This window comes from Streptomyces sp. NBC_01520, from assembly GCF_045040375.1.
Classification (GTDB): domain Bacteria; phylum Actinomycetota; class Actinomycetes; order Streptomycetales; family Streptomycetaceae; genus Streptomyces.
In genome coordinates, this window is record NZ_CP109404.1 from 2,649,959 (window position 1) to 2,670,922 (window position 20,964).

Consider the following 20,964-nt stretch of genomic DNA (forward strand, 5'->3'; position numbering starts at 1 on the left):
CCGCCGTCCGGGGCGCGGGCGCCACACGGGAACTGATGTCTGGCTCGCCGGTTCCGTACGCGTTGACGTACGGCCTGGCGAAAGTCTTATGGGGCGGTGCGCGGCCCGACCCAGGTGGCTCCCGAGTCCAAGGGCTGCGCTACGACGACCGCCTTACGCGGAGCCTGCACCTTCCGGCGCTGTCGCGACGGCGGGCCTGTCGGCCGTGGGAATTACGGCCGGGGCCGCGTCGCGGTCAGGCGCGAGCGGGTCGGTCACCGTGCCGGACTCCTCGTCGAAGAGCCCCTGCGCCAGCCTGGTCACCGCTGCGGGGACCGGCGGCGCCAGGTCGGCCACAGCTCGGAGACCGGACAGGACGTCGTCGGGTCGCACGGCAGGTGTCACGTGCCGAACAACCAGCCGCAGTATCGCACAGGGCCTGTCCCCGGACCTATCAGGCTGTGGATCAAGGGCCTGGAGATCGACGACGGCGGCACGGCTGTCGAAGCTCCGCATGCCGTTCTTCGCGCGGCGCTGGACCTCGACGGTCTCGGCGCCCAGGAATGCGGCGACGGCCTTCTCGGCGTCCTCGACGGTGACCCCGTCCAGCCGCATCTCCCAGACGGAGGCGGTCAGCCGGTCGGCGAGACCCGAGGTACGGGCCTCCACCGCGTCGATGATGTCGAGGCCGTCCGGCATCGAGGCGTTGAGCAGCTCGCACAGTGTTCCCGGATCCCGCGCCTCGGTGAGGGCGATCTCCAGGAACTCGGCCTCGCTGCCCGTCCCCGTGGGGGCGGCGTTGGCGTACGACACCTTCGGGTGCGGGGTGAAGCCGGCCGAGTAGGCCATGGGCACTTCGGAGCGGCGCAGCGCCCGCTCGAAGGCACGCTGGAAGTCACGGTGACTGGTGAACCGGAGGCGGCCCCGCTTGGTGTAGCGCAGTCGGATGCGCTGCACCGCCGGTGCGGGCGGCGGGCCTTCGGGCTGTCGCTTGCCCAGTGGTTCTTCTCCTCGGTGCGGGGCGGACGCGGTGGCGCACCGCCCACGAAGTACAGGGTGCCCCGGGGTGCCGCTCCGGCTCACCCCCGCTCGCCGGTTTTGTGGGCGAGCAGGGAGATCTCTGGTGCGGGCGCCGCGCTGGGGACAGTCGTTGTCCTACCCAGGGTACGCGCAGCGGACCCTTCGAGTTCCCGCGCCTCCGTGACCTGCGGCGGTCCCACCAAGGCGCGCCATGCGTCCCGGCGCGCCGCGCGCACGGCGGCACGGGCCGCGCCCACCGCGCCGCGGGCGGCGCGCCCCGCCTCCAGGGCGGCCCGCCTGGTGGGCGCCCAGACCGTGTCGCGTACGAAGTGCCCGACGGGCGTGCACACGGCGCGGTAGGCCCAGGTGACCGGCGCGCCGACCATGTGCCACGCCAGCCATGCCAGGGCGCGGCCGACGGCCCGGGAGACGAAGCCGGCGATCCGCCAGGCGACGAGGACGGCCGTCGCGATCTCCCGGCCGACGGGGACGAGGATCCGCCGGTACACCCGGGCGGCGGGCAGGACGAGCAGCGTCATGGCCAGCCACAGGAGGGCTGCCCCCAGCCCCCGCCCGGCTGCGGCGAAGCCGCGCCCCAGCCCGAGGAGCACCCACAGGAAGCCGTGGCCGACCGGGGTGAGCACGCGCCGGTACGTCCAGGCGACGGGGACCACGAGCAGGTAGGTGACGAGCAGGTCGAGGGCGGTCCCGAGCGGCTTGAGGACGTAGCGCCACAGTCCGACGGCCGGCCACACCAGCAGGACGGTGAACAGCCCGGCGACCGCGGCGACACCGGCCCGGCCGATCGGGACGAGGACTCTGCGGTACACCCACCGCAGGCCGTGTCCGGCCGGCGTGAGGACGGCGCCGTACAGCCACACGAGGGGGTCGACGAGGCCGTGGCGCACGACCGGGACGAGGACGTGACGCCACAGTCCGATCCAGGGCCACACGAGGACGGCGTGGGCGAGCAGGGCGAGGGCCCGCCCGGCCGGCGTGAACACGGTGCCGTACAGCCACTCCAGGGCGCGTCCCAGCGGACGCAGCAGGACACGGTCCAGGACCCGCAGCCCCGCGACGGTGAGGTCCCAGAGCATCCGTACGGGCAGGACCAGGACGAGCACGACGATCCGCACCGGGATCCTGATGAGGGTGGTCAGGCAGCCCTCCCCGCCTTCGTACGGCCCGGACGTCCGGCGTGTGTCGTGGTCCATGCCGTACAGGACGCGAAGGCCCGGCCGGGGGTTTCCCCGGCCGGGCCTTCGTCACCGGGCTGTCACCCGGACGGTTCCTCGTCGCTACTTGACCACGGTGAGCGGCAGGAGCTTCTTGCCGGTCGGGCCGATCTGGATGTCCAGGTCGAGCTGCGGGCACACGCCGCAGTCGAAGCAGGGGGTCCAGCGGCAGTCCTCGACCTCGGTCTCGTCGAGCGAGTCCTGCCAGTCGTCCCAGAGCCAGTCCTTGTCGAGGCCGGAGTCCAGGTGGTCCCAGGGGAGGACCTCCTCGTACGTCCGCTCGCGGGTGGTGTACCAGTCGACGTCCACGCCGAACCCCGGCAGCGTCTTCTCGGCGCTCTTCATCCAGAGGTCGTAGCTGAAGTGCTCGCGCCAGCCGTCGAAGCGGCCGCCCGCCTCGTACACCGCGCGGATGACGGAGCCGACCCGGCGGTCACCGCGCGAGAGCAGGCCCTCGACGATGCCGGGCTTGCCGTCGTGGTAGCGGAAGCCGATGGACCGGCCGTACTTCTTGTCGCCGCGGATCTTGTCGCGGAGCTTGGCGAGCCGGGCGTCGGTCTCCTCGACGCCGAGCTGCGGGGCCCACTGGAACGGTGTGTGCGGCTTGGGCACGAAGCCGCCGATGGAGACGGTGCAGCGGATGTCGTTCTGGCCGGACACCTCGCGGCCCTTGGCGATGACGTTGACCGCCATGTCGCCGATCTGGAGGACGTCCTCGTCGGTCTCGGTGGGCAGGCCGCACATGAAGTACAGCTTCACCTGGCGCCAGCCGTTGCCGTACGCGGTGGAGACCGTACGGATCAGGTCCTCCTCCGAGACCATCTTGTTGATGACCTTGCGCATGCGCTCGGAGCCGCCCTCGGGGGCGAAGGTGAGGCCGGACCTGCGGCCGTTGCGGGTCAGCTCGTTGGCCAGGTCGACGTTGAACGCGTCGACGCGGGTGGAGGGCAGCGAGAGGCCGATCTTGTCCTCGGTGTACCGGTCGGCGAGGCCCTTGGCGATCTCACCGATCTCGGTGTGGTCCGCGGAGGAGAGCGAGAGGAGGCCGACCTCCTCGAAGCCGGTGGCCTTGAGGCCCTTCTCGACCATCTCGCCGATGCCGGTGATGCTTCGCTCCCGCACGGGGCGCGTGATCATGCCGGCCTGGCAGAAACGGCAGCCGCGGGTGCAGCCGCGGAAGATCTCGACGGACATCCGCTCGTGGACGGTCTCGGCGAGGGGCACGAGGGGCTGCTTCGGGTACGGCCATTCGTCGAGGTCCATGACGGTGTGCTTGGACACCCGCCACGGCACGCCGGACTTCTTGGGCACGACGCGGCCGATGCGGCCGTCGGGCAGGTACTCGACGTCGTAGAAGCCGGGGACGTAGACGCCACCGGTCTTCGCCAGGCGGAAGAGCACCTCCTCCCGGCCACCGGGCCGGCCCTCGGCCTTCCAGGCGCGGACGATCTCGGTGATCTCCAGGACGGCCTGTTCGCCGTCGCCGATGACCGCGCAGTCGATGAAGTCCGCGATCGGCTCGGGGTTGAAGGCGGCGTGGCCTCCCGCGAGCACGATCGGGTGATCGACGGTGCGGTCCTTGGACTCCAGCGGGATGCCCGCGAGGTCCAGGGCGGTGAGCATGTTGGTGTAGCCCAGTTCGGTGGAGAAGCTCAGCCCGAACACGTCGAACGCGCCGACGGGGCGGTGGCTGTCCACGGTGAACTGCGGCACCTCGTGCTCGCGCATCAGCTCTTCGAGGTCCGGCCAGACGCTGTACGTGCGCTCGGCGAGGACGCCTTCGCGCTCGTTGAGTACCTCGTACAGGATCATGACGCCCTGGTTGGGGAGTCCGACCTCGTAGGCGTCGGGGTACATGAGTGCCCAGCGGACGTCGCATTCGTCCCACGGCTTGACGGTGGAGTTGAGCTCACCGCCGACGTACTGGATGGGCTTCTGCACATGCGGGAGCAGAGCTTCGAGCTGTGGGAAGACCGACTCGGCAGACATCTGGGGACCTATCTGAGCTGGCAGGGGTGACCATCCAGGTTACCCCGGTGCTCAGCCCTTCAGAGCCGTGCGCAGTGCGGGGTCCGCCGCCTCGGCCCACACCTCGGGCAGTTCGCGTTCCCGGTCGGCCGCCGCGGCCTCCTCCTGTCCGTACAGCAGTCCCCAGGTGAAGGCGGACTCCCCCGCCCCGTGGGCCTGGACCGCCAGGGCGCGCAGGGCGTCGCGGGCGACCACGCTGTCCTGGTGGTCGCCGAGGACCGTCTGGACGGCCTTCATGCGCTTGGCGAACCTCTTGGCGGGCTTCCCCAGCGCGGGCCGGGCCGCCTCGCCCGCGTACCTGGCGCGTTTGGCCGCCTTGCGGGCCTCGTGCAGGGCGAGGTCGCGGTCCTCGCCGGGGGGCTGTTCGAGGGCGCGGCCGATACGGGTGGCGAGGCGCTCGTAGTCCTTGGTCACGGCCTTGGGCAGGGCCTGGGCCGGCTCCTGTGCGGCGCCGGGGAGCAGGGGCGGGTCGGCGAGGAGGGCGTCCAGGGTCTCCAGCAGGGCCTGGTAGCGCTTCCCGTCGAGTACGGAGACGATCCGGCGCCGTGATCCGGTGCGCCCGGCGACGGACCAGAGCCGCAGCCGGCCGCGGACGGGGCCGAGGAGCAGCGGGCGGGGCAGTGCGGCGATCCGGGCGCGGATCCGGTCGTCGAGGACTTCCTGGTCCCGGTCGATCCCGAGCTCGGCGGCGAGCCATTTCAGTTCGTCGCCGACCGGGTCGGTGACGGTGCGGTCGAGCACCTTGCGGTAGGTCTTGAAGGCGCTGCGCAGCCGTCGGGTGGCGACCCGCATGCGGTGGACGGAGTCGGGGAGGTCGCGCCGTACGGCGGGGTCGAGGTCGACGACCGCCGTGATCTGGTCGCGTACGTAGGCCAGCACGTGGTCGCCCGCGGTGCGCGGGCCGGTCCCCTCTGCGGCCTTGGTCCTGCGCCGCTTCGGGGCCGTCTCGGCCAGTGCCCTGGCCAGTTTGGACGCCGAGGCCGAGGGGCGTACGCCGGCCTTGCGCAGACGCCGTTCGACGGCGTCGAGTACGGCGGGGTCCTGGTCGTCGGCCAGCTCGACCTCGATCTCGGTCCAGGCCGCCGTCCTGCCCCGGCCGTCCTCGGCGAGGCGTTCGGCGCGGACGGCGTCGACGCTGAGTTCGGCGAGCAGGGCGCCGTCCTCGTCCAGGAGGTGGTGGACGTCGCGGGAGGAGCGCAGCCGGACGACGGGGGCCACCGCGGCATCCCTGACCCGGGAGCGGACGAGCCCGGCGAGGGAGCTCGGCAGGGTGTCGGCGAGAGGGGCGCGGAACTCGTCGCGGATGCCGGTGGCGACCGGGAACTTGAGGTGCCAGCCGGCGTCGTCCCCGCCGGTTCTGCGCCGCAGTGTGAGGGAACCGGCGGCCAGCCGGAGGTCCTCGGTGTCGTAGTAGACGGCGTCGAGTTCCCTCAGGCCGCGGTGGACGACGGCCGAGACCCCGGCCACGCGGGTCAGGTCGGGCAGCCGGGTTTCGGGAGTCGCTTCGTACTTACGCTCGATCTCACGCTTCGAGTCCGCCATAGACCGAATCTAGACGTGTTGTCCGCGGATGGGCAGGGGGCCCGCGGCGGACCGGTGACGCTCAGGCCGTCATCGGCCGTTGCACCCGGATCGACTGGAGCAGTCCGATGGCCACCCACACGGCGAACATCGACGATCCTCCGTACGACACGAACGGCAGTGGCAGGCCCGCCACCGGCATGATGCCGAGTGTCATCCCGATGTTCTCGAAGGACTGGAACGCGAACCAGGCGATGATCCCGGCGGCCACGACCGTCCCGTAGAGCTCCGTCGTCTCGCGGGCGATCCGGCAGGCGCGCCACAGGACGACGCCGAGCAGGACGATGATGAGCCCCGCGCCGAGGAAGCCGAGCTCCTCGCCCGCGACCGTGAAGACGAAGTCGGTCTGCTGCTCGGGCACGAACTGCCCGGTGGTCTGGGAGCCCTCGAAGAGTCCCGTCCCGGTGAGTCCGCCGGAGCCGATCGCGATACGGGCCTGGTTGGTGTTGTAGCCGACTCCCGCCGGGTCCAGCGCCGGGTTGGCGAAGGCGGCGAAGCGGGCGATCTGGTAGTCGTCGAGCAGGCCGAGCTGCCAGATGGCGACGGCGCCCGTCGTCCCCGCGCCGAGCAGTCCGAAGACCCATCGGTTGGACGCGCCGGACGCGAGGAGGACGCCGAGCACGATGACCGCCATGACCATGACCGAGCCGAGGTCGGGCATCAGCATGACGACCGCCATCGGGATGACCGCCAGGCCGAGCGCCTTGGCGACGGTCCGGTGGTCGGGGTACAGCTGGTCACCCGCGTCGACGCGGGCCGCGAGCAGCATCGCCATGCCCAGGATGATCGTGATCTTGGTGAACTCGGAGGGCTGGAGGGAGAAGCCGCCGCCGATGATGATCCAGGCGTGCGCCCCGTTGACGGTGGCGCCGAGGGGTGTGAGCACTGCCAGGACGAGCAGGACCGAGAGGCCGTACAGGACCGGGACCGCGCCCCGGAGGGTGCGGTGCCCTAGCCAGATGGTGCCGATCATCAGTGCGAGGCCGATGCCGGTGTTGAGGGCGTGGCGGAAGAGGAAGTAGTACGGGTCGCCGTGGGTGAGCGAGTCACGGCCACGGGTCGCCGACCAGACCAGGAGCGATCCGATGAAGGACAGCGCGAGCGCCGAGCCGAGCAGCGGCCAGTCCAGCCGCCGTACGACGGAGTCGCGGGCGGTGAGCTTGGCCCACGAGGAGCGCTCGGGGGCGTAGCGCGAGACGGAGAAGCCTGCCATCAGTCCCGCCTCCCCGGGGCTCCGGCGAGGCCTGCCGCGAGTGCCTGGGTGCCGTCCTCGGCCGGGGGCTCGGGGGTGTACGGCTTGATCTTCGGGGACACGATGGAGCCGTCCCGCTGGATCTTCGGCAGGGCCTTCTGGGGTTTGGGCAGCAGGGCCTTCGACAGGTCCTGCTTGCCGGCGGCGTCGAGCCCGTAGAGCGCGTTGTAGATGTTGCGCACGGCGGGGCCGGAGGCGCCGGAGCCCGTACCGCCCTGGGAGATCGTCATGACGATCGAGTAGTCCTCGGTGTACGTGGCGAACCACGAGGTCGTCTGCTTGCCGTAGACCTCGGCCGTGCCCGTCTTGGCGTGCATCGGGATCTTGTCCTGGGGCCATCCGCCGAATCGCCAGGCGGCGCTGCCCCGGGTCGCGACTCCCGCGAGGGCTTCGTCTATCTGGTCGCGGGTGTCTCCCTTGAAGGGCAGCTTGCCGTGCGCCTGGGGCTTGATCTCCTGGACGGTCTGTCCGTCGCCGCTGACGATGGCCTTGCCGACGGTCGGGTCGTAGAGCGTGCCGCCGTTGGAGATCGCGGAGTAGATGGTCGCCATCTGGATCGGGGTGACGAGCGTGTCGCCCTGGCCGATCGAGTAGTTGACGGAGTCACCGGCGCGCATCTTGTAGCCCTCAAGACATCCTTCGTACGCGATCATCTCGACGTAGGTGCCGTCCTTCTTGCCCTGCTTGCACCACGCCGTCTTGTTGGCGTCGTAGAAGTCCTGCTTCCACTGGCGGTCGGGGACGCGGCCGGGGACCTCGTTGGGGAGGTCGATGCCGGTCTCCTTGCCGAGGCCGAACTGGTGGGCGGTCTTGTAGAACCAGTCGTTGGTGTTCTTCTTCGGGACGTTGCCGCCGTCCCGCTGCCACTCCTTGTGCGCCAGGCCGTAGTAGACCGTGTCGCAGGAGACCTCCAGGGCGCGGCCGAGGCTGATGCTGCCGTAGCCCTGGGACTCGAAGTTCTTGAAGGTCTGGCCGCCGATGGAGTACGAGCTGGGGCACGGGTAGTTGCCGTCGAAGTCGTATCCGGCGTTGACCGCCGCGGTCGAGGAGATGACCTTGAAGATCGACCCGGGGGCGGCGGTGCCCTGGATGGCGCGGTTCAGCAGCGGGAAGTTGGACTTCTTGCCGGTGAGCTTCGCGTAGTCCTTGGCGGAGATCCCGCCGATCCAGGCGTTGGGGTCGTACGTCGGCAGGGACGCCATCGAGACGATGCGGCCTGTCTTGGTCTCCATGACGACGACGGCGCCGGAGTCGGCCTTGTACAGCTCGTTGGTGTTGCGGTCCATCTCCTTGCGGGCCGTCTCCATCGCCTTGTTGAGCTCGTACTCGGCGACGGCCTGGACGCGGGCGTCGATGGAGGTGACGACGCTGGCGCCGGGCTCGGCCTCGTCGTTCTTCGCCTCGCCGATGACGCGGCCGAGGTTGTCGACCTCGTAGCGGGTGACGCCCGCCTTCCCGCGCAGTTCCTTGTCGTACGTGCGCTCCAGTCCGGACCGGCCGACCTGGTCGGAGCGCAGGTAGGGCGACTCGGTGTCCTGGGCCTTGGTGACCTCGTCGTCGGTGACCGGCGAGAGGTAGCCGAGCACCTGGGCGGTGTTGGCCTTGCCGGGTGCGGCGTAGCGGCGTACGGCGGTGGGCTCGGCGGTGATGCCGGGGAAGTCCTCGGCGCGCTCACGGATCTGCAGGGCCTGCTGGGTGGTGGCCTCGTCGGTGACGGGAATCGGCTGGTAGGGCGAGCCGTTCCAGCAGGGCTGCGGGGTCTTGGAGTCGCAGAGCCGGACCTTGTCCAGGACGTCCTTGGGCTTCATGTCCAGGACGCCGCCGAGCCGGGTGAGGACACCGACGCCGTCGTCCTTCATCTTCATCAGCTCGGTGCGGCTGGCGGAGACGACGAGCCGGGTCTCGTTGTCGGCGAGGGGTACGCCGCGGGCGTCGAGGATGGCTCCCCGGACGGCGGGCTGCACGACCTGCTGGACGTGGTTGTTCTTGGCCTCGTCGGTGTACTCCTGGCCGTTGCGGATCTGGAGGTACCAGAGCCGGCCGCCGAGCGTCAGGAGGAGGGAGAAGACAAGAACCTGGATGACGACGAGACGGATCTGGACCCGCTGGGTGCGGCCCGTCTCGGGAATGTTGCTCACGGGGCGCCCCCGGTGGTGTTCCGGTGCTGGTCCAGCCTCACAGTCGCTTGACCCCCTTGATCCTTCCTGCGCGCGCGGCACGGTTGCGGGCGGCCTTGACGCGCAGCCCGCCCCGCTGGCTGCCGATCCGCAGCCCGGTTCCCGAGGCCAGCCAGCCCGCGGCGACATCGCCGCCGGAGCTCTCGGCGATCGGATCGTTCTCGGTACGTCTGGCGAGCGCCATGATCAGCGGGACGGTGAACGGCGCGAGGAGCAGGTCGTAGACGACCGCGGTGAACAGCAGGCTGCCCAGGCCCACATGGCGGGCGGCCGTGTCACCGACGAGGGCGCCGACGCCCGCGTACAGCAGGGTCGATCCGATCGCCGCGACGACGACGACCGCCATCGGGGCGAAGGCCGACTTGAGCTGGCCGTTCTCGGGCCTGGCCAGTCCGGCGAGGTAGCCGATGAGGCAGAGCACCAGGGCGTAGCGCCCGGCTGCGTGGTCGGCGGGCGGCGCCAGGTCGGCGAGAAGACCCGCGCCGAAGCCGATGAGCGCGCCGCTGACGTGCCCGTACACGAAGGCGAGTGCGAGGACGACCAGGAGCAGCAGGTCGGGCGTGGCGCCGGGGAGCTGGAGGCGGGCGAGTACGGAGACCTGGACGACGAGGGCGACCACGACCAGGGTGACGGAGAGCAGCGTCCGGTTGAAGCGCATGGGGATCAGCTCTATTCCTGCTCGTTGGCCGCGTCACCGGCGGCGGTGTCGGCGTTCCCGGAGGTGTCCGACCCGGCGTCGGCGTTCCCGGAGGCGTCGGACCCGGGCTTCTCGTTGATGTTGCCGACGACCTTGCCGCTGCCGTCGACGAGGTCGCCGTTGGGCTGGACGGTGACGGTGACGGTCGGGGTGGGCTTGGGCTTCTCCGGCTTCTTGGGCTGCTTCGGCAGCACCATGTCGCGCGGGTCCTCGCGGGGCGCCTGGACGACGATGCCGACGATGTCGAGCTTGGTGAAGCCGACGAACGGGCGGACGTAGACGGTCCGGGTCAGGTCACCGCCGGACGGGTCGACCCGCACCACCTCGCCGACCGGGACCCCGGGGACGAAGGGCTTGTCCCTGCTGGAGCCGAAGGTGACGAGCCGGTCGCCCTTCTTCACGCCGGCCTTGCCGTTGAGGAACTGGACCGACAGCGGCCGGGAGCCCTGCCCGGTGGCGAAGCCGAGCTCGTCGGTCTTCTCCATGCGGGTGCCGACGGTGAAGTCGGGGTCGTTGGCGAGCAGGACGGTCGCGGTGTCGGGACCGACGGTGGTCACCCGCCCGACGAGTCCCTCCCCGTTCAGTACGGTCATGTCGCGCTTGAGGCCGTCGTTCGCTCCCGCGTCGATCGTGATCGTCCAGGAGAACCCCTGGGCCGCTCCTATGGCGATGACCTCGGCGGCCTTGATGCCGTACTGGCCGGCTCCGGCGCTCTTGAGCATGGTGTCGAGCTGACGGACCTTGCTGCTGTTGCGGTCGTCGCTGCCGAGCCTGGTCTTCAGCTCGGCGTTCTCGTGTTCCAGGGCTGCGATCCGGTCGTGCCGGTCGTCGGAGTCCCGTACGGCGCCGATGGCGTTCCCCACCGGGTCCACCGCCGCTGCTACGCCGTTCTCGACCGGTCCGAAGACCGTGGCGGCGGCCTGCCGGGCGCCGTCCACCGGCGACTCCTCGCCACCGCGGATGTCCACCGTGATCAAAGCGAACGCGATGGCGATCAGCAGCACCAGGAGCAGCCGGCTCTCTCGTGTGTCCCTCACGTGCGGCGGCCGTGCCTTCCTCGTCGGAATATTCGTGCCTGTATGTCAACGTTCCGCCGTACGGGGCGGCAGTGCCCGTACGGCGGAACGTCGGGTTCTACCGTCGGGGCTGGGCGTCCAGCACCTGCTGGAGCGCCTCGAACTCCTCGACGCACTTGCCGGATCCGAGGGCCACCGAGTCCAGCGGGTCCTCGGCGATGTGGATGGGCATGCCCGTCTCGTGGCGCAGCCGCTCGTCGAGTCCGCGCAGGAGCGCGCCGCCGCCCGTGAGGACGATGCCGCGGTCCATGACGTCACCCGAGAGCTCCGGCGGGCACTTGTCGAGCGTCGTCTTCACGGCGTCGACGATCGCGTTGACCGGCTCCTCGATGGCCTTGCGGACCTCGGCGGCGGAGATGACCACGGTCTTGGGCAGGCCGGAGACCAGGTCGCGTCCGCGGATCTCGGTGTGCTCGTCCTTCTTGAGGTCGAAGGCCGAGCCGATCGTGATCTTGATCTGTTCGGCGGTGCGCTCACCGAGGAGGAGCGAGTACTCCTTCTTGATGTGCTGGATGATCGCGTTGTCCAGCTCGTCACCGGCGACCCGGATCGACTGGGCAGTGACGATTCCGCCGAGCGAGATCACCGCGACCTCGGTGGTGCCGCCACCGATGTCGACGACCATGTTGCCGGTGGCCTCGTGGACCGGCAGGCCCGAGCCGATGGCCGCGGCCATGGGCTCCTCGATGATGTGCACCTGGCGCGCGCCGGCCTGTGTCGACGCCTCGATGACGGCGCGTCGCTCGACCCCTGTGATGCCGGAGGGCACGCAGACGACGACCCGCGGGCGGGCCAGGTAGCGGCGCTTGTGGATCTTGAGGATGAAGTAGCGGAGCATGCGCTCGGTGATCTCGAAGTCGGCGATCACGCCGTCCTTGAGCGGCCGTACGGCAACGATGTTGCCCGGCGTACGGCCGATCATCTTCTTGGCCTCGGAGCCGACCGCCAGGATGCCGCCGGTGTTGGTGTTGATGGCCACGACGGACGGCTCGTTCAGGACGATGCCGCGCCCCCTGACGTACACCAGCGTGTTGGCAGTCCCGAGGTCGATAGCCATGTCACGGCCGATGAACGACATTGAGTTCCCCTTGTTCCCCATGAGGATGCGTCGGGCCTTCCCAGGAAGCGAAAAATGGCTTGTTCTAGGTAGGCGAGGTTGGCGCTGCGGGCGTGGAAGCTTCCATCGTAGTGCCGTATGCACGGACACAGCGCGAGGGTCCTTCGCCATTGTGCGCGGAACGGCTGCCCGTTCCACCCATGGTGACGTTACGTCGGAAGGATGCGTTCCCGCGATCCCTGACCCTATGCCGAAGGGCGACCGAATTACTTCGGTCGCCCCAGGTCATGAGCGCTGATTGGCCGAGCCGAAGTCAGGAAAGTCCCGGAAAGAACAGCTTGAGTTCCCGCTCCGCGGATTCCTCGGAGTCCGAGGCGTGGATGAGGTTCTCGCGGGTGACCGTACCGAAGTCTCCACGGATCGAGCCGGGCGCGGCGGCGATCGGGTCGGTGGGGCCGGCCAGGGCGCGGACGCCCTCGATGACCCGCTCGCCCTCGGCCACGAGGGCGACGACGGGGCCGGATGCCATGAACTCCACGAGCGGCTCGTAGAACGGGCGGCCCTTGTGCTCGCCGTAGTGCTGCTCCAGGGTCTCCTGGTCGAGCGTGCGCAGCTCCAGCGCGGTGATCGTCCAGCCGGCCTTGCGTTCGATGCGGCCGACGATCTCGCCGATCAGCCCACGCCTGACGGCGTCGGGCTTGAGAAGGACGAGGGTGCGCTGAGTCATGTGCGGCTCCTTGCAGACTTCGGGTGCGGTGAGGGTGAGATTACAGGGGCAGGCGCCCGGCCCATCGGCCGGGTTTACGCTGCGTCATCCTCCGGCCGGAGCCTGTGCGTTCTCCTGTGCCTCGGCCTGTGCCGCCCATCGTGCCTTCGCCTCGTCGATCACCCGGCCGTAGTGGACCGAGGCCCACCACAGCGCGGCGAAGACCACACCGAGGATGAACATCATCGGGACGAAGAAGCCGCTCAGCACCAGCGCGATCTGGAACGCCCAGCCGAGCTGCACACCGCCGGGCCGGGTGATCACACCGCAGAGCAGGACGGACAGCAGCATGCCGATGCCGCACACCGTCCAGACCGTGGTCATGGACAGGTCGTCGGCCTTCATGGCGACGAGTCCGGCGAAGCCGATGACGAAGAACTCGCCGATCAGCGTCGATGCACAGAGCGTACGCACAGGGTCAGTGCCTTCCCAGAAGCAGCCGGGCCTCGCCGACCGTGATCACGGATCCGGTCACCAGGACTCCGGCGCCCGCGTACTCGGCCTCTTCCTCGGCGAGGGTGATGGCCGCCTCCAGCGCGTCGTCGAGGCGCGGCTCGACCTGCACGCGGTCGGTGCCGAAGACCTCGACGGCGACCGCGGCCAGCGCGTCCGCGTCCATGGCGCGTGCGCTGGAGTTCTGGGTGACGACGACCTCGGCGAAGATCGGCTCGAACGCTTCGAGGAGTTCCCGGACGTCCTTGCCGTCGCTGGCGCCGACGACCCCGATGAGCCGGGAGAAGCTGAACGCCTCGGTGATCCCCTCGGAGGCGGCGCGGGCGCCCGCGGGGTTGTGCGCCGCGTCCAGGACGACGGTCGGGCTGGACCGCACGACTTCGAGCCGGCCGGGTGAGAGCACCGCGAGGAAGGCCTTGCGGACGGCGTCGATGTCGAGGCTGCGGGCCTGCTCGGCACCGATGCCGAAGAACGCCTCGACGGCGGCGAGCGCCACCGCGGCGTTGTGCGCCTGATGGGCCCCGTAGAGCGGAAGGAAGATGTTGTCGTACTCGCCGCCGAGGCCGCGCAGCGTCAGCAGCTGGCCGCCGACCGCGACCTCACGGGAGACGATGCCGAATTCCATGCCCTCGCGAGCCACCGTGGCGTCCACCTCGACGGCCTTCTTCAGCATGACCTGTGCGGCGTCGACCGGCTGCTGGGCCAGGATCACCGTCGCGTCCTGCTTGATCACTCCGGCCTTCTCGCCCGCGATCTCCGCAGGGGTGGTGCCCAGGCGGTCGGTGTGGTCCAGCGAGATGGGGGTGACGACGGCGACCGAGGCGTCGATGACGTTGGTCGCGTCCCAGGTGCCGCCCATGCCGACCTCGACGACCGCGACGTCGACCGGCGCGTCGGCGAAGGCCGCGTAGGCCATGCCGGTCAGCACCTCGAAGAACGAGAGCCGGTACTCCTGCTGGCCGTCGACCATCTCGACGTACGGCTTGATGTCGTTGTACGTGTCGATGAAGCGCTCGGCCTCGATCGGCGTGCCGTCCAGGCTGATCCGCTCGGTGATCGACTGGACGTGCGGGGAGGTGTAGCGGCCGGTGCGCAGCTCGAAGGCGTTGAGCAGGGCCTCGATCATGCGGGCCGTGCTTGTCTTGCCGTTCGTCCCCGTGATGTGGATCGAGGGGTAGGCGCGCTGCGGCTCACCGAGGACGTCCATCAGCGCCGCGATGCGGGTCACCGACGGCTCGAGCTTGGTCTCGCCCCAGCGGCCGGCAAGCTCCTGTTCCACGGCGCGGAGCGCCCGGTCGGTCTCGGGGTCGGTGGGGCGTGCGGGGACCGCGTCGCCCTGCGGGGGTCCTGACCGGGTGCGCAGCGTGCGGCTCCCGGCCTCGATCACCGCCAGGTCGGGGTCGCGCTGGGTCGCTTCGTCGACGATCTCCTCGAAGGTGTCGTCGGACTCTGACGCGTCGTGCCGGTCTGAAGGGCGGGGCTCACTCACAGGGCCAGTCTACGGATGGGCACCGGCATCCCGCGCGGCGCCCGGTGCGGCGCCGCGTACGGGTGTCCCGGGCCATGTTCCGTGCGGGCACGGCGGAGCGCGGTCCGCCCGGCCGGCCGGGCACGGCGAAGCCCCCGCACTCCCGGTCGGTCGGGGGTACGGGGGCTTCGCCCTCAGGTCATCAGCTCTGCGGCAGGTTCGCCAGCTGGGCGGTGATCCGCTCGATGTCCGCCTCGGCCTTCGCGAGCCGGGCGCGGATCTTGTCGACCACGTTGTCCGGTGCCTTGCCCAGGAACGCCTCGTTGCCGAGCTTCCCGTTGGCCTGCGCCTTCTCCTTCTCGGCCGCGCCGAGGTCCTTGGTCAGGCGCTTGCGCTCGGCCTCGACGTCGATCGTGCCGGAGAGGTCGAGGGCGACCGTGGCTCCCGCGACCGGCAGCGTCGCCGTGGCGTGGAAGCCGTCACCGGCGGGCTGCAGACGCAGCAGCTGGCGAATGGCCGCTTCGTGCGGGGCGAGCGCCGTACCGGTCACGGAGAGCTCGGCCGGGACCTTCTGGCCGGGCTGCAGGCCCTGGTCGGAGCGGAACCGGCGGACCTCGGTGACGACCTGCTGGACGAGCTCGATCTCCTTCTCGGCCGCGTCGTCGCGGAAGCCGGAGTCCTCGGGCCAGTCGGCGACGACGAGGGACTCGCCGCCGGTGAGAGTCGTCCAGAGCTGCTCCGTGACGAACGGAACGATCGGGTGCAGGACCCGCAGCGTCACGTCGAGGACCTCACCGAGGACCCGGGCGGACACCTTGGCCTGCTCGCCGCCCGCGAAGAACGTCGTCTTGGACAGCTCGACGTACCAGTCGAAGACCTCGTCCCACGCGAAGTGGTAGAGGGCCTCGCTGAGCTTGGCGAACTGGAAGTCGTCGTAGAACGCGTCGACTTCGGCGACGGTCGCGTTGAGGCGCGACAGGATCCAGCGATCGGTCGCCGACATCTGCTCGACGGGAGGCAGCGGACCCTCGACGGTCGCGCCGTTCATCATCGCGAAGCGGGTCGCGTTCCAGATCTTGTTGGCGAAGTTACGGGAGGCCTGGACCCAGTCCTCACCGATCGGGACGTCGGCGCCCGGGTTGGCACCCTTGGCGAGGGTGAACCGGACCGCGTCGGAACCGTAGTTGTCCATCCAGTCGATCGGATCGACCGCGTTGGGATTGGACTTGGACATCTTCTTGCCGAACTCGTCGCGGACGAGGCCGGTCAGCGCAACGGTCTTGAACGGCACTTCGCCATCCATCGCGTACAGACCGAACATCATCATCCGGACGACCCAGAAGAAGATGATGTCGTGCCCGGTGAGCAGGACATCGGTCGAGTAGAACTTCTTGAGGTCCGGGGTCTCCTCGGGCCAGCCGAGCGTGGAGAAGGGCCACAGTCCGGAGGAGAACCACGTGTCGAGGACATCGGGGTCCTGGGTCCAGCCGTCACCGCTCGGCGGCTCCTCGTCGGGTCCGACGCAGACGACCTCGCCCGCCGGCCCGTACCAGACCGGAATGCGGTGCCCCCACCAGAGCTGGCGCGAGATGCACCAGTCGTTGAGGTTGTCGACCCAGTCGAAGTACCGCTTCTCCATCTCCTTCGGGTGGAGCTCGACGCGACCGTCACGGACGGCGTCGCCCGCGGCCCCGGCGAGCGTCTCGACCTTGACCCACCACTGGAGCGACAGGCGTGGTTCGACGGTCGTCTTGCAGCGCGAGCAGTGGCCCACGGAGTGGACGTAAGGGCGCTTCTCGGCGACGACACGGCCCTGCTCGCGCAGGGCGGCGACGATCGCGGAGCGCGCCTCGAAGCGGTCGAGCCCTTCGAACGGTCCGTGGACCGTGATGACTCCGCGCTCGTCCATGATCGTCATGGACTCCAGGCCGTGCCGCTGGCCGATCGCGAAGTCGTTCGGGTCATGAGCGGGCGTGACCTTGACGGCGCCGGTACCGAACTCCGGGTCGACGTGGTGATCGGCGACGACCGGGATCGTACGGTTGGTCAGCGGCAGCTTGATCCGCTTGCCGATGAGATGCGCGTACCGCTCGTCGTCGGGGTGGACGGCGACCGCCGTGTCTCCGAGCATCGTCTCGACACGCGTGGTGGCGACCACGAGCGTCTCGTCGCCCTCGCCGTACTTCAGCGAGACCAGCTCGCCGTCGTCGTCCTGGTAGTCGACCTCGATGTCGGAGATCGCGGTCAGACAGCGCGGGCACCAGTTGATGATGCGCTCGGCACGGTAGATCAGTTCGTCGTCGTACAGCTTCTTGAAGATGGTCTGGACGGCCTTGGACAGGCCCTCGTCCATGGTGAACCGCTCGCGGGACCAGTCGAGACCGGCACCGAGACGGCGCAGCTGGCCGAGGATCCGGCCGCCGAACTCTTCCTTCCACTGCCACACGCGCTCGGTGAACTGCTCACGGCCCAGGTCCTGGCGGGACTTGCCCTCTTCTGCGAGCTGCTGCTCGACCTTGTTCTGGGTGGCGATTCCGGCGTGGTCCATGCCGGGCAGCCACAGGGTCTCGAAGCCCTGCATGCGCTTTCGCCGGGTCAGCGCGTCCATGAGCGTGACCTGGAAGGCGTGTCCCAGGTGGAGCGCCCCGGTGACGTTGGGCGGCGGGATGACGATCGTGTACGGGGGCTTCTCGCTCGCCGGGTCGGCCGTGAAGTAACCGCGCTCCACCCAGCGCTCGTACAGCTTCCCCTCTACCTCGGCCGGCGCGTACTGGGTCGGCAGTTCGGGGGTGCTGGCTGACTGCTGCGAAGGGTTCTCGGTCACGCGCCACAGTTTAGGCCCGTCACAGTCGTGCACTGAAACCGGTTTGTTCAGTAACGGTGTGCTGCCCGGCACCCCATGTCAGGGCCGCTTCCGTCAGGATGTCCGCAACGCATAAGCATTCTGGAGGGGACAGCCCAATGAGCTACAACCAGCCGGGCCCGTACGGCAGCCAGCCGCCGCAGGGCCAGCCCGGTCCGTACGGCCAGCAGCCGGGCCCGTACGGCGGCCCGCCGCCGCAGGGTCCGCCGCAGGGCCAGCCCGGGTACGGCTACCCGCAGCAGGCCCCTCAGGGTGTCCCGCCGCAGCAGCCCCCGCAGCAGCCGGGCTACGGCTACCCGCAGGGGCAGCAGCCGGGTCCCTACGGCCAGCAGCCGCCCACGCCTCCGTACGGCGGCCAGCAGGCCTACGGCGGGCAGCCCCCGGCCGCACCGAAGAAGAAGACCGGCCTGATCATCGGTGCGGCCGTGGTGGCGCTGGCGGTCGTCGCGGGCGGGGTGTACTTCCTCACCTCGGGCGGCAGCAGCAACAGCGACGTGGCCGACTCCACCAAGGGCTACAAGCTGACGCCTGCCGCCTCGGTGGACGACTACAAGCAGGACACCGCCAAGGCGGTGCCCTCGAAGCCCATGACGGGCAAGGACAAGGCCGAGGCGGAGGCCATGGGGGTCAAGAACCCCAACGAGGTGACCGCCACGTACGTGAACGGTGCCGAGGACAACCCGCTCACCATGAAGCAGCTCATGCTCATGGGCATCTGGGGTGAGGTCACCGACCCCGCGAAGGTGATCGACGGCGCTTTCAGGAACGCCGAGCTGGAGATGGCGAAGGGCGAGGACAGCGAGAACGTCTCGCTCGTCGGCAGCCCCGAGGCCGTCAAGCCCGCGGGTTTCGAGGGGGCGCTGATGAAGTGCCAGAGCATCAAGATGGTCAACGAAGAGGCCGACGGGACAGCGGCGAAGGGCCCGGAGGAGATCACCACGCCCGTATGCGTGTGGACCGACTACAGCACGGTCGGCATCGTCGTGGGCATGGACATCGGCGCGATGCTGACCAACAAGGCCATGCCGCAGAAGGACGTGGCGGACCTCGCCGCCAAGATCTACAACACCTCGCGCACCAAGATCTGATCAGCCGCACCACACATGCGTAGGGGCGCCCGGCCACCGGCCGGGCGCCCCTACGGCGTACGTGTCGTCGTCGCTGCCGCTACGCGGACTTCTCGTGGCGGCCGCCGTCGTCGTTCTTGCCGATCGTGCGCGGCTCGCGCGGGACCAGTGTCGGGTTGACGTTGTTGCGGACGACGTCCGGTGTGATGACCACGCGGGCCACGTCCTTGCGGGACGGGACCTCGTACATCACGGACTGGAGGACTTCCTCCATGATCGCGCGCAGACCACGTGCGCCCGTCTGGCGCAGGATCGCCTGGTCGGCGATGGCTTCCAGCGCCTCGCGCTCGAAGTCCAGCTCCACACCGTCGAGTTCGAACAGCCGTTGGTACTGCTTCACCAGGGCGTTACGCGGCTCGACCAGGATCTGGAGCAGCGCCTCGCGGTCCAGGTTGTGGACCGAGGTCAGTACAGGGAGGCGGCCGATGAACTCGGGGATCATCCCGAACTTCACCAGGTCCTCCGGCATGACCTCCTGGAACTGGTCGCTCGCCTGGATCTCCAGCTTCGAACGGATCGTCGCGCCGAAGCCGATGCCCTTGGCGCCGGCCCGCGACTCGATGATCTTCTCCAGGCCGGAGAAGGCACCGCCCACGATGAACAGCACGTTCGTCGTGTCGATCTGGATGAACTCCTGGTGCGGGTGCTTCCGGCCGCCCTGCGGCGGTACGGAGGCGGTGGTGCCCTCCAGGATCTTCAGCAGGGCCTGCTGGACGCCCTCGCCGGAGACATCACGGGTGATCGACGGGTTCTCGCTCTTGCGGGCGACCTTGTCGATCTCGTCGATGTAGATGATCCCGGTCTCGGCCTTCTTGACGTCGTAGTCCGCGGCCTGGATCAGCTTCAGCAGGATGTTCTCGACGTCCTCGCCGACATAGCCGGCCTCCGTCAGCGCCGTCGCGTCGGCGATGGCGAACGGGACGTTGAGCATGCGGGCCAGCGTCTGCGCGAGGAGTGTCTTGCCGGAGCCCGTGGGGCCCAGCAGCAGGATGTTGGACTTGGCGAGCTCGATCGCGTCGTCGCGATTCGCGCCGCCGCCGTTCTCCCCGGCCTGGACCCGCTTGTAGTGGTTGTACACCGCGACCGAGAGGGCCTTCTTCGCGGGCTCCTGCCCGACGACGTACCCCTCGAGGAACTCGTAGATCTCCCGCGGCTTGGGGAGCTCCTCCCACCGCACCTCGGAGGTCTCCGCGAGCTCCTCCTCGATGATCTCGTTGCAGAGATCGATGCACTCGTCGCAGATGTACACACCGGGTCCCGCGATGAGCTTCTTCACCTGCTTCTGGCTCTTTCCGCAGAACGAGCACTTGAGCAGGTCGCCGCCATCACCGATGCGTGCCACGAGGTGCTTCCCCTTCGCCTGGGAGCAGCCTGGTTCAGCGGCTCCTGGTGCCTCTATCCGACGGTACCTTGCCTGGCCCCCCGTTCGGGCCCCCCTTGGCACGGTTCACACGGCCGGGGCCGTGCTACTGGAATGTGCCAAGGGGAAAGACCGATGTCAGACGGACGCGCCGGCTGTGGTCTTGCGGGTGGACACGATCTGGTCCACCAGACCGTACGCCAGTGCGTCGTCGGCGGTAAGGATCTTGTCGCGCTCGATGTCCTCGCTGATCTTCTCCAGCGGGGTGGTCGAGTGCTTGGCCAGCATCTCTTCGAGCTGGGTGCGCATCCGCAGGATCTCGTTGGCCGCGATCTCCAGGTCGGAGAGCTGCTCACGGCCGGTCTGCGAGGACGGCTGGTGGATCAGCACACGGGCGTGCGGGAGCGCCATGCGCTTGCCCGGGGTGCCCGCGGCGAGCAGGACGGCGGCGGCGGAGGCCGCCTGGCCCATGCAGACCGTCTGGATGTCCGGCTTCACGAACTGCATCGTGTCGTAGATCGCGGTGAGCGCGGTGAACGAGCCGCCGGGGCTGTTGATGTAGATCGAGATGTCGCGGTCCGGGTCCATCGACTCCAGGCACAGCAGCTGCGCCATGACGTCGTTGGCCGAGGCGTCGTCGATCTGCACGCCGAGGAAGATCACGCGCTCCTCGAAGAGCTTCGCGTACGGGTCGTACTCACGCACACCCTGCGAGGTGCGCTCCACGAAGCGCGGGACGACGTAGCGGTTGTCCACCTGCGGGCCGGTGTAGAGGCCGCTCGCGGAGGCGCCGGGGAAGTTGTTCATGTGGGTGTTCACCATCCT

16 protein-coding genes are annotated in these 20,964 nt (G+C 69.4%); 1 reads left to right on the forward strand and 15 read right to left on the reverse strand.

What is annotated here, in order from left to right:
* Positions 1–153: 153 nt before the first annotated feature.
* From OG524_RS11995 to OG524_RS12055, 13 genes are all read right to left on the reverse strand, one after another.
* Positions 154–936 carry a TIGR03936 family radical SAM-associated protein gene (locus tag OG524_RS11995; RefSeq protein ID WP_405390856.1) on the reverse strand — a complete coding sequence of 261 codons (783 nt, stop codon included), beginning with the start codon at positions 934–936 and terminating at the stop codon, positions 154–156.
* Positions 937–1,058: 122 nt separating this feature from the next.
* On the reverse strand, positions 1,059–2,213 hold the full coding sequence (locus OG524_RS12000; protein ID WP_405390855.1) for a hypothetical protein: 1,155 nt from the start codon (positions 2,211–2,213) through the stop codon (positions 1,059–1,061).
* 84 nt (positions 2,214–2,297) lie between these two features.
* Positions 2,298–4,223, reverse strand: coding sequence for a TIGR03960 family B12-binding radical SAM protein (locus OG524_RS12005; RefSeq protein WP_405810160.1), 1,926 nt, complete (start codon positions 4,221–4,223; stop codon positions 2,298–2,300).
* A gap of 51 nt (positions 4,224–4,274) precedes the next feature.
* Positions 4,275–5,804 (reverse strand): CHAD domain-containing protein, encoded by a 1,530-nt coding sequence (locus OG524_RS12010; RefSeq protein WP_405810162.1) that lies wholly within the window; start codon positions 5,802–5,804, stop codon positions 4,275–4,277.
* A 61-nt stretch (positions 5,805–5,865) separates the two neighbouring features.
* Positions 5,866–7,056: a rod shape-determining protein RodA gene (rodA, locus tag OG524_RS12015; RefSeq protein WP_405390852.1), complete on the reverse strand. Its 1,191-nt coding sequence runs from the start codon at positions 7,054–7,056 to the stop codon at positions 5,866–5,868.
* Complete coding sequence (gene mrdA / locus OG524_RS12020; protein WP_405390851.1) at positions 7,056–9,233, reverse strand: penicillin-binding protein 2; 2,178 nt, start codon at positions 9,231–9,233, stop codon at positions 7,056–7,058. The genes rodA and mrdA overlap by 1 nt, the downstream gene beginning before the upstream one ends.
* A 37-nt stretch (positions 9,234–9,270) precedes the next feature.
* Positions 9,271–9,930, reverse strand: coding sequence for a rod shape-determining protein MreD (gene mreD, locus OG524_RS12025; protein ID WP_405390850.1), 660 nt, complete (start codon positions 9,928–9,930; stop codon positions 9,271–9,273).
* 11 nt (positions 9,931–9,941) lie between these two features.
* Complete coding sequence (gene mreC / locus OG524_RS12030) at positions 9,942–11,006, reverse strand: rod shape-determining protein MreC (RefSeq protein WP_405390849.1); 1,065 nt, start codon at positions 11,004–11,006, stop codon at positions 9,942–9,944.
* Between the two features lie 97 nt (positions 11,007–11,103).
* Entirely contained in the window at positions 11,104–12,123 is a 1,020-nt protein-coding gene (locus tag OG524_RS12035) for a rod shape-determining protein (protein ID WP_361885158.1), read from the reverse strand.
* A gap of 292 nt (positions 12,124–12,415) precedes the next feature.
* Positions 12,416–12,829, reverse strand: a complete 414-nt coding sequence (gene ndk / locus OG524_RS12040) for a nucleoside-diphosphate kinase (protein WP_033299402.1) — start codon at positions 12,827–12,829, stop codon at positions 12,416–12,418.
* 84 nt (positions 12,830–12,913) lie between these two features.
* The gene (locus OG524_RS12045; RefSeq protein WP_405390848.1) at positions 12,914–13,282 is read right to left on the reverse strand and encodes a DUF4233 domain-containing protein; all 369 of its coding nucleotides are present in this window, start codon (positions 13,280–13,282) and stop codon (positions 12,914–12,916) included.
* Positions 13,283–13,286: 4 nt separating this feature from the next.
* Entirely contained in the window at positions 13,287–14,810 is a 1,524-nt protein-coding gene (locus tag OG524_RS12050) for a bifunctional folylpolyglutamate synthase/dihydrofolate synthase (RefSeq protein WP_405390847.1), read from the reverse strand.
* Between the two features lie 181 nt (positions 14,811–14,991).
* On the reverse strand, positions 14,992–17,613 hold the full coding sequence (locus tag OG524_RS12055) for a valine--tRNA ligase (protein WP_405810167.1): 2,622 nt from the start codon (positions 17,611–17,613) through the stop codon (positions 14,992–14,994).
* Positions 17,614–17,750: 137 nt separating this feature from the next.
* Here OG524_RS12055 and OG524_RS12060 point away from each other — a divergent pair, with 137 nt between their 5' ends.
* Positions 17,751–18,740: a hypothetical protein gene (locus OG524_RS12060; RefSeq protein ID WP_405810169.1), complete on the forward strand. Its 990-nt coding sequence runs from the start codon at positions 17,751–17,753 to the stop codon at positions 18,738–18,740.
* A gap of 79 nt (positions 18,741–18,819) precedes the next feature.
* Here OG524_RS12060 and clpX read toward each other — a convergent pair whose 3' ends face one another.
* Together clpX and OG524_RS12070 are read right to left on the reverse strand one after the other, a co-directional pair.
* Positions 18,820–20,121 carry an ATP-dependent Clp protease ATP-binding subunit ClpX gene (gene clpX / locus OG524_RS12065; protein WP_056785577.1) on the reverse strand — a complete coding sequence of 434 codons (1,302 nt, stop codon included), beginning with the start codon at positions 20,119–20,121 and terminating at the stop codon, positions 18,820–18,822.
* Between the two features lie 156 nt (positions 20,122–20,277).
* A complete protein-coding gene (locus OG524_RS12070) occupies positions 20,278–20,961 on the reverse strand; it encodes an ATP-dependent Clp protease proteolytic subunit (RefSeq protein ID WP_019992624.1) in 684 nt (227 codons plus the stop codon).
* Positions 20,962–20,964: the final 3 nt, after the last annotated feature.

Coding starts and splice junctions, on each gene's coding strand:
- OG524_RS12000 (WP_405390855.1), bottom strand. CDS start 2,213: ATGGACCACGACACACGCCGGACGTCCGGGCCGTACGAAGGCGGGGAG.
- OG524_RS12005 (WP_405810160.1), bottom strand. CDS start 4,223: ATGTCTGCCGAGTCGGTCTTCCCACAGCTCGAAGCTCTGCTCCCGCAT.
- OG524_RS12010 (WP_405810162.1), bottom strand. CDS start 5,804: ATGGCGGACTCGAAGCGTGAGATCGAGCGTAAGTACGAAGCGACTCCC.
- rodA (WP_405390852.1), bottom strand. CDS start 7,056: ATGGCAGGCTTCTCCGTCTCGCGCTACGCCCCCGAGCGCTCCTCGTGG.
- mreD (WP_405390850.1), bottom strand. CDS start 9,930: ATGCGCTTCAACCGGACGCTGCTCTCCGTCACCCTGGTCGTGGTCGCC.
- OG524_RS12035 (WP_361885158.1), bottom strand. CDS start 12,123: ATGTCGTTCATCGGCCGTGACATGGCTATCGACCTCGGGACTGCCAAC.
- ndk (WP_033299402.1), bottom strand. CDS start 12,829: ATGACTCAGCGCACCCTCGTCCTTCTCAAGCCCGACGCCGTCAGGCGT.
- OG524_RS12060 (WP_405810169.1), top strand. CDS start 17,751: ATGAGCTACAACCAGCCGGGCCCGTACGGCAGCCAGCCGCCGCAGGGC.
- OG524_RS12070 (WP_019992624.1), bottom strand. CDS start 20,961: ATGGTGAACACCCACATGAACAACTTCCCCGGCGCCTCCGCGAGCGGC.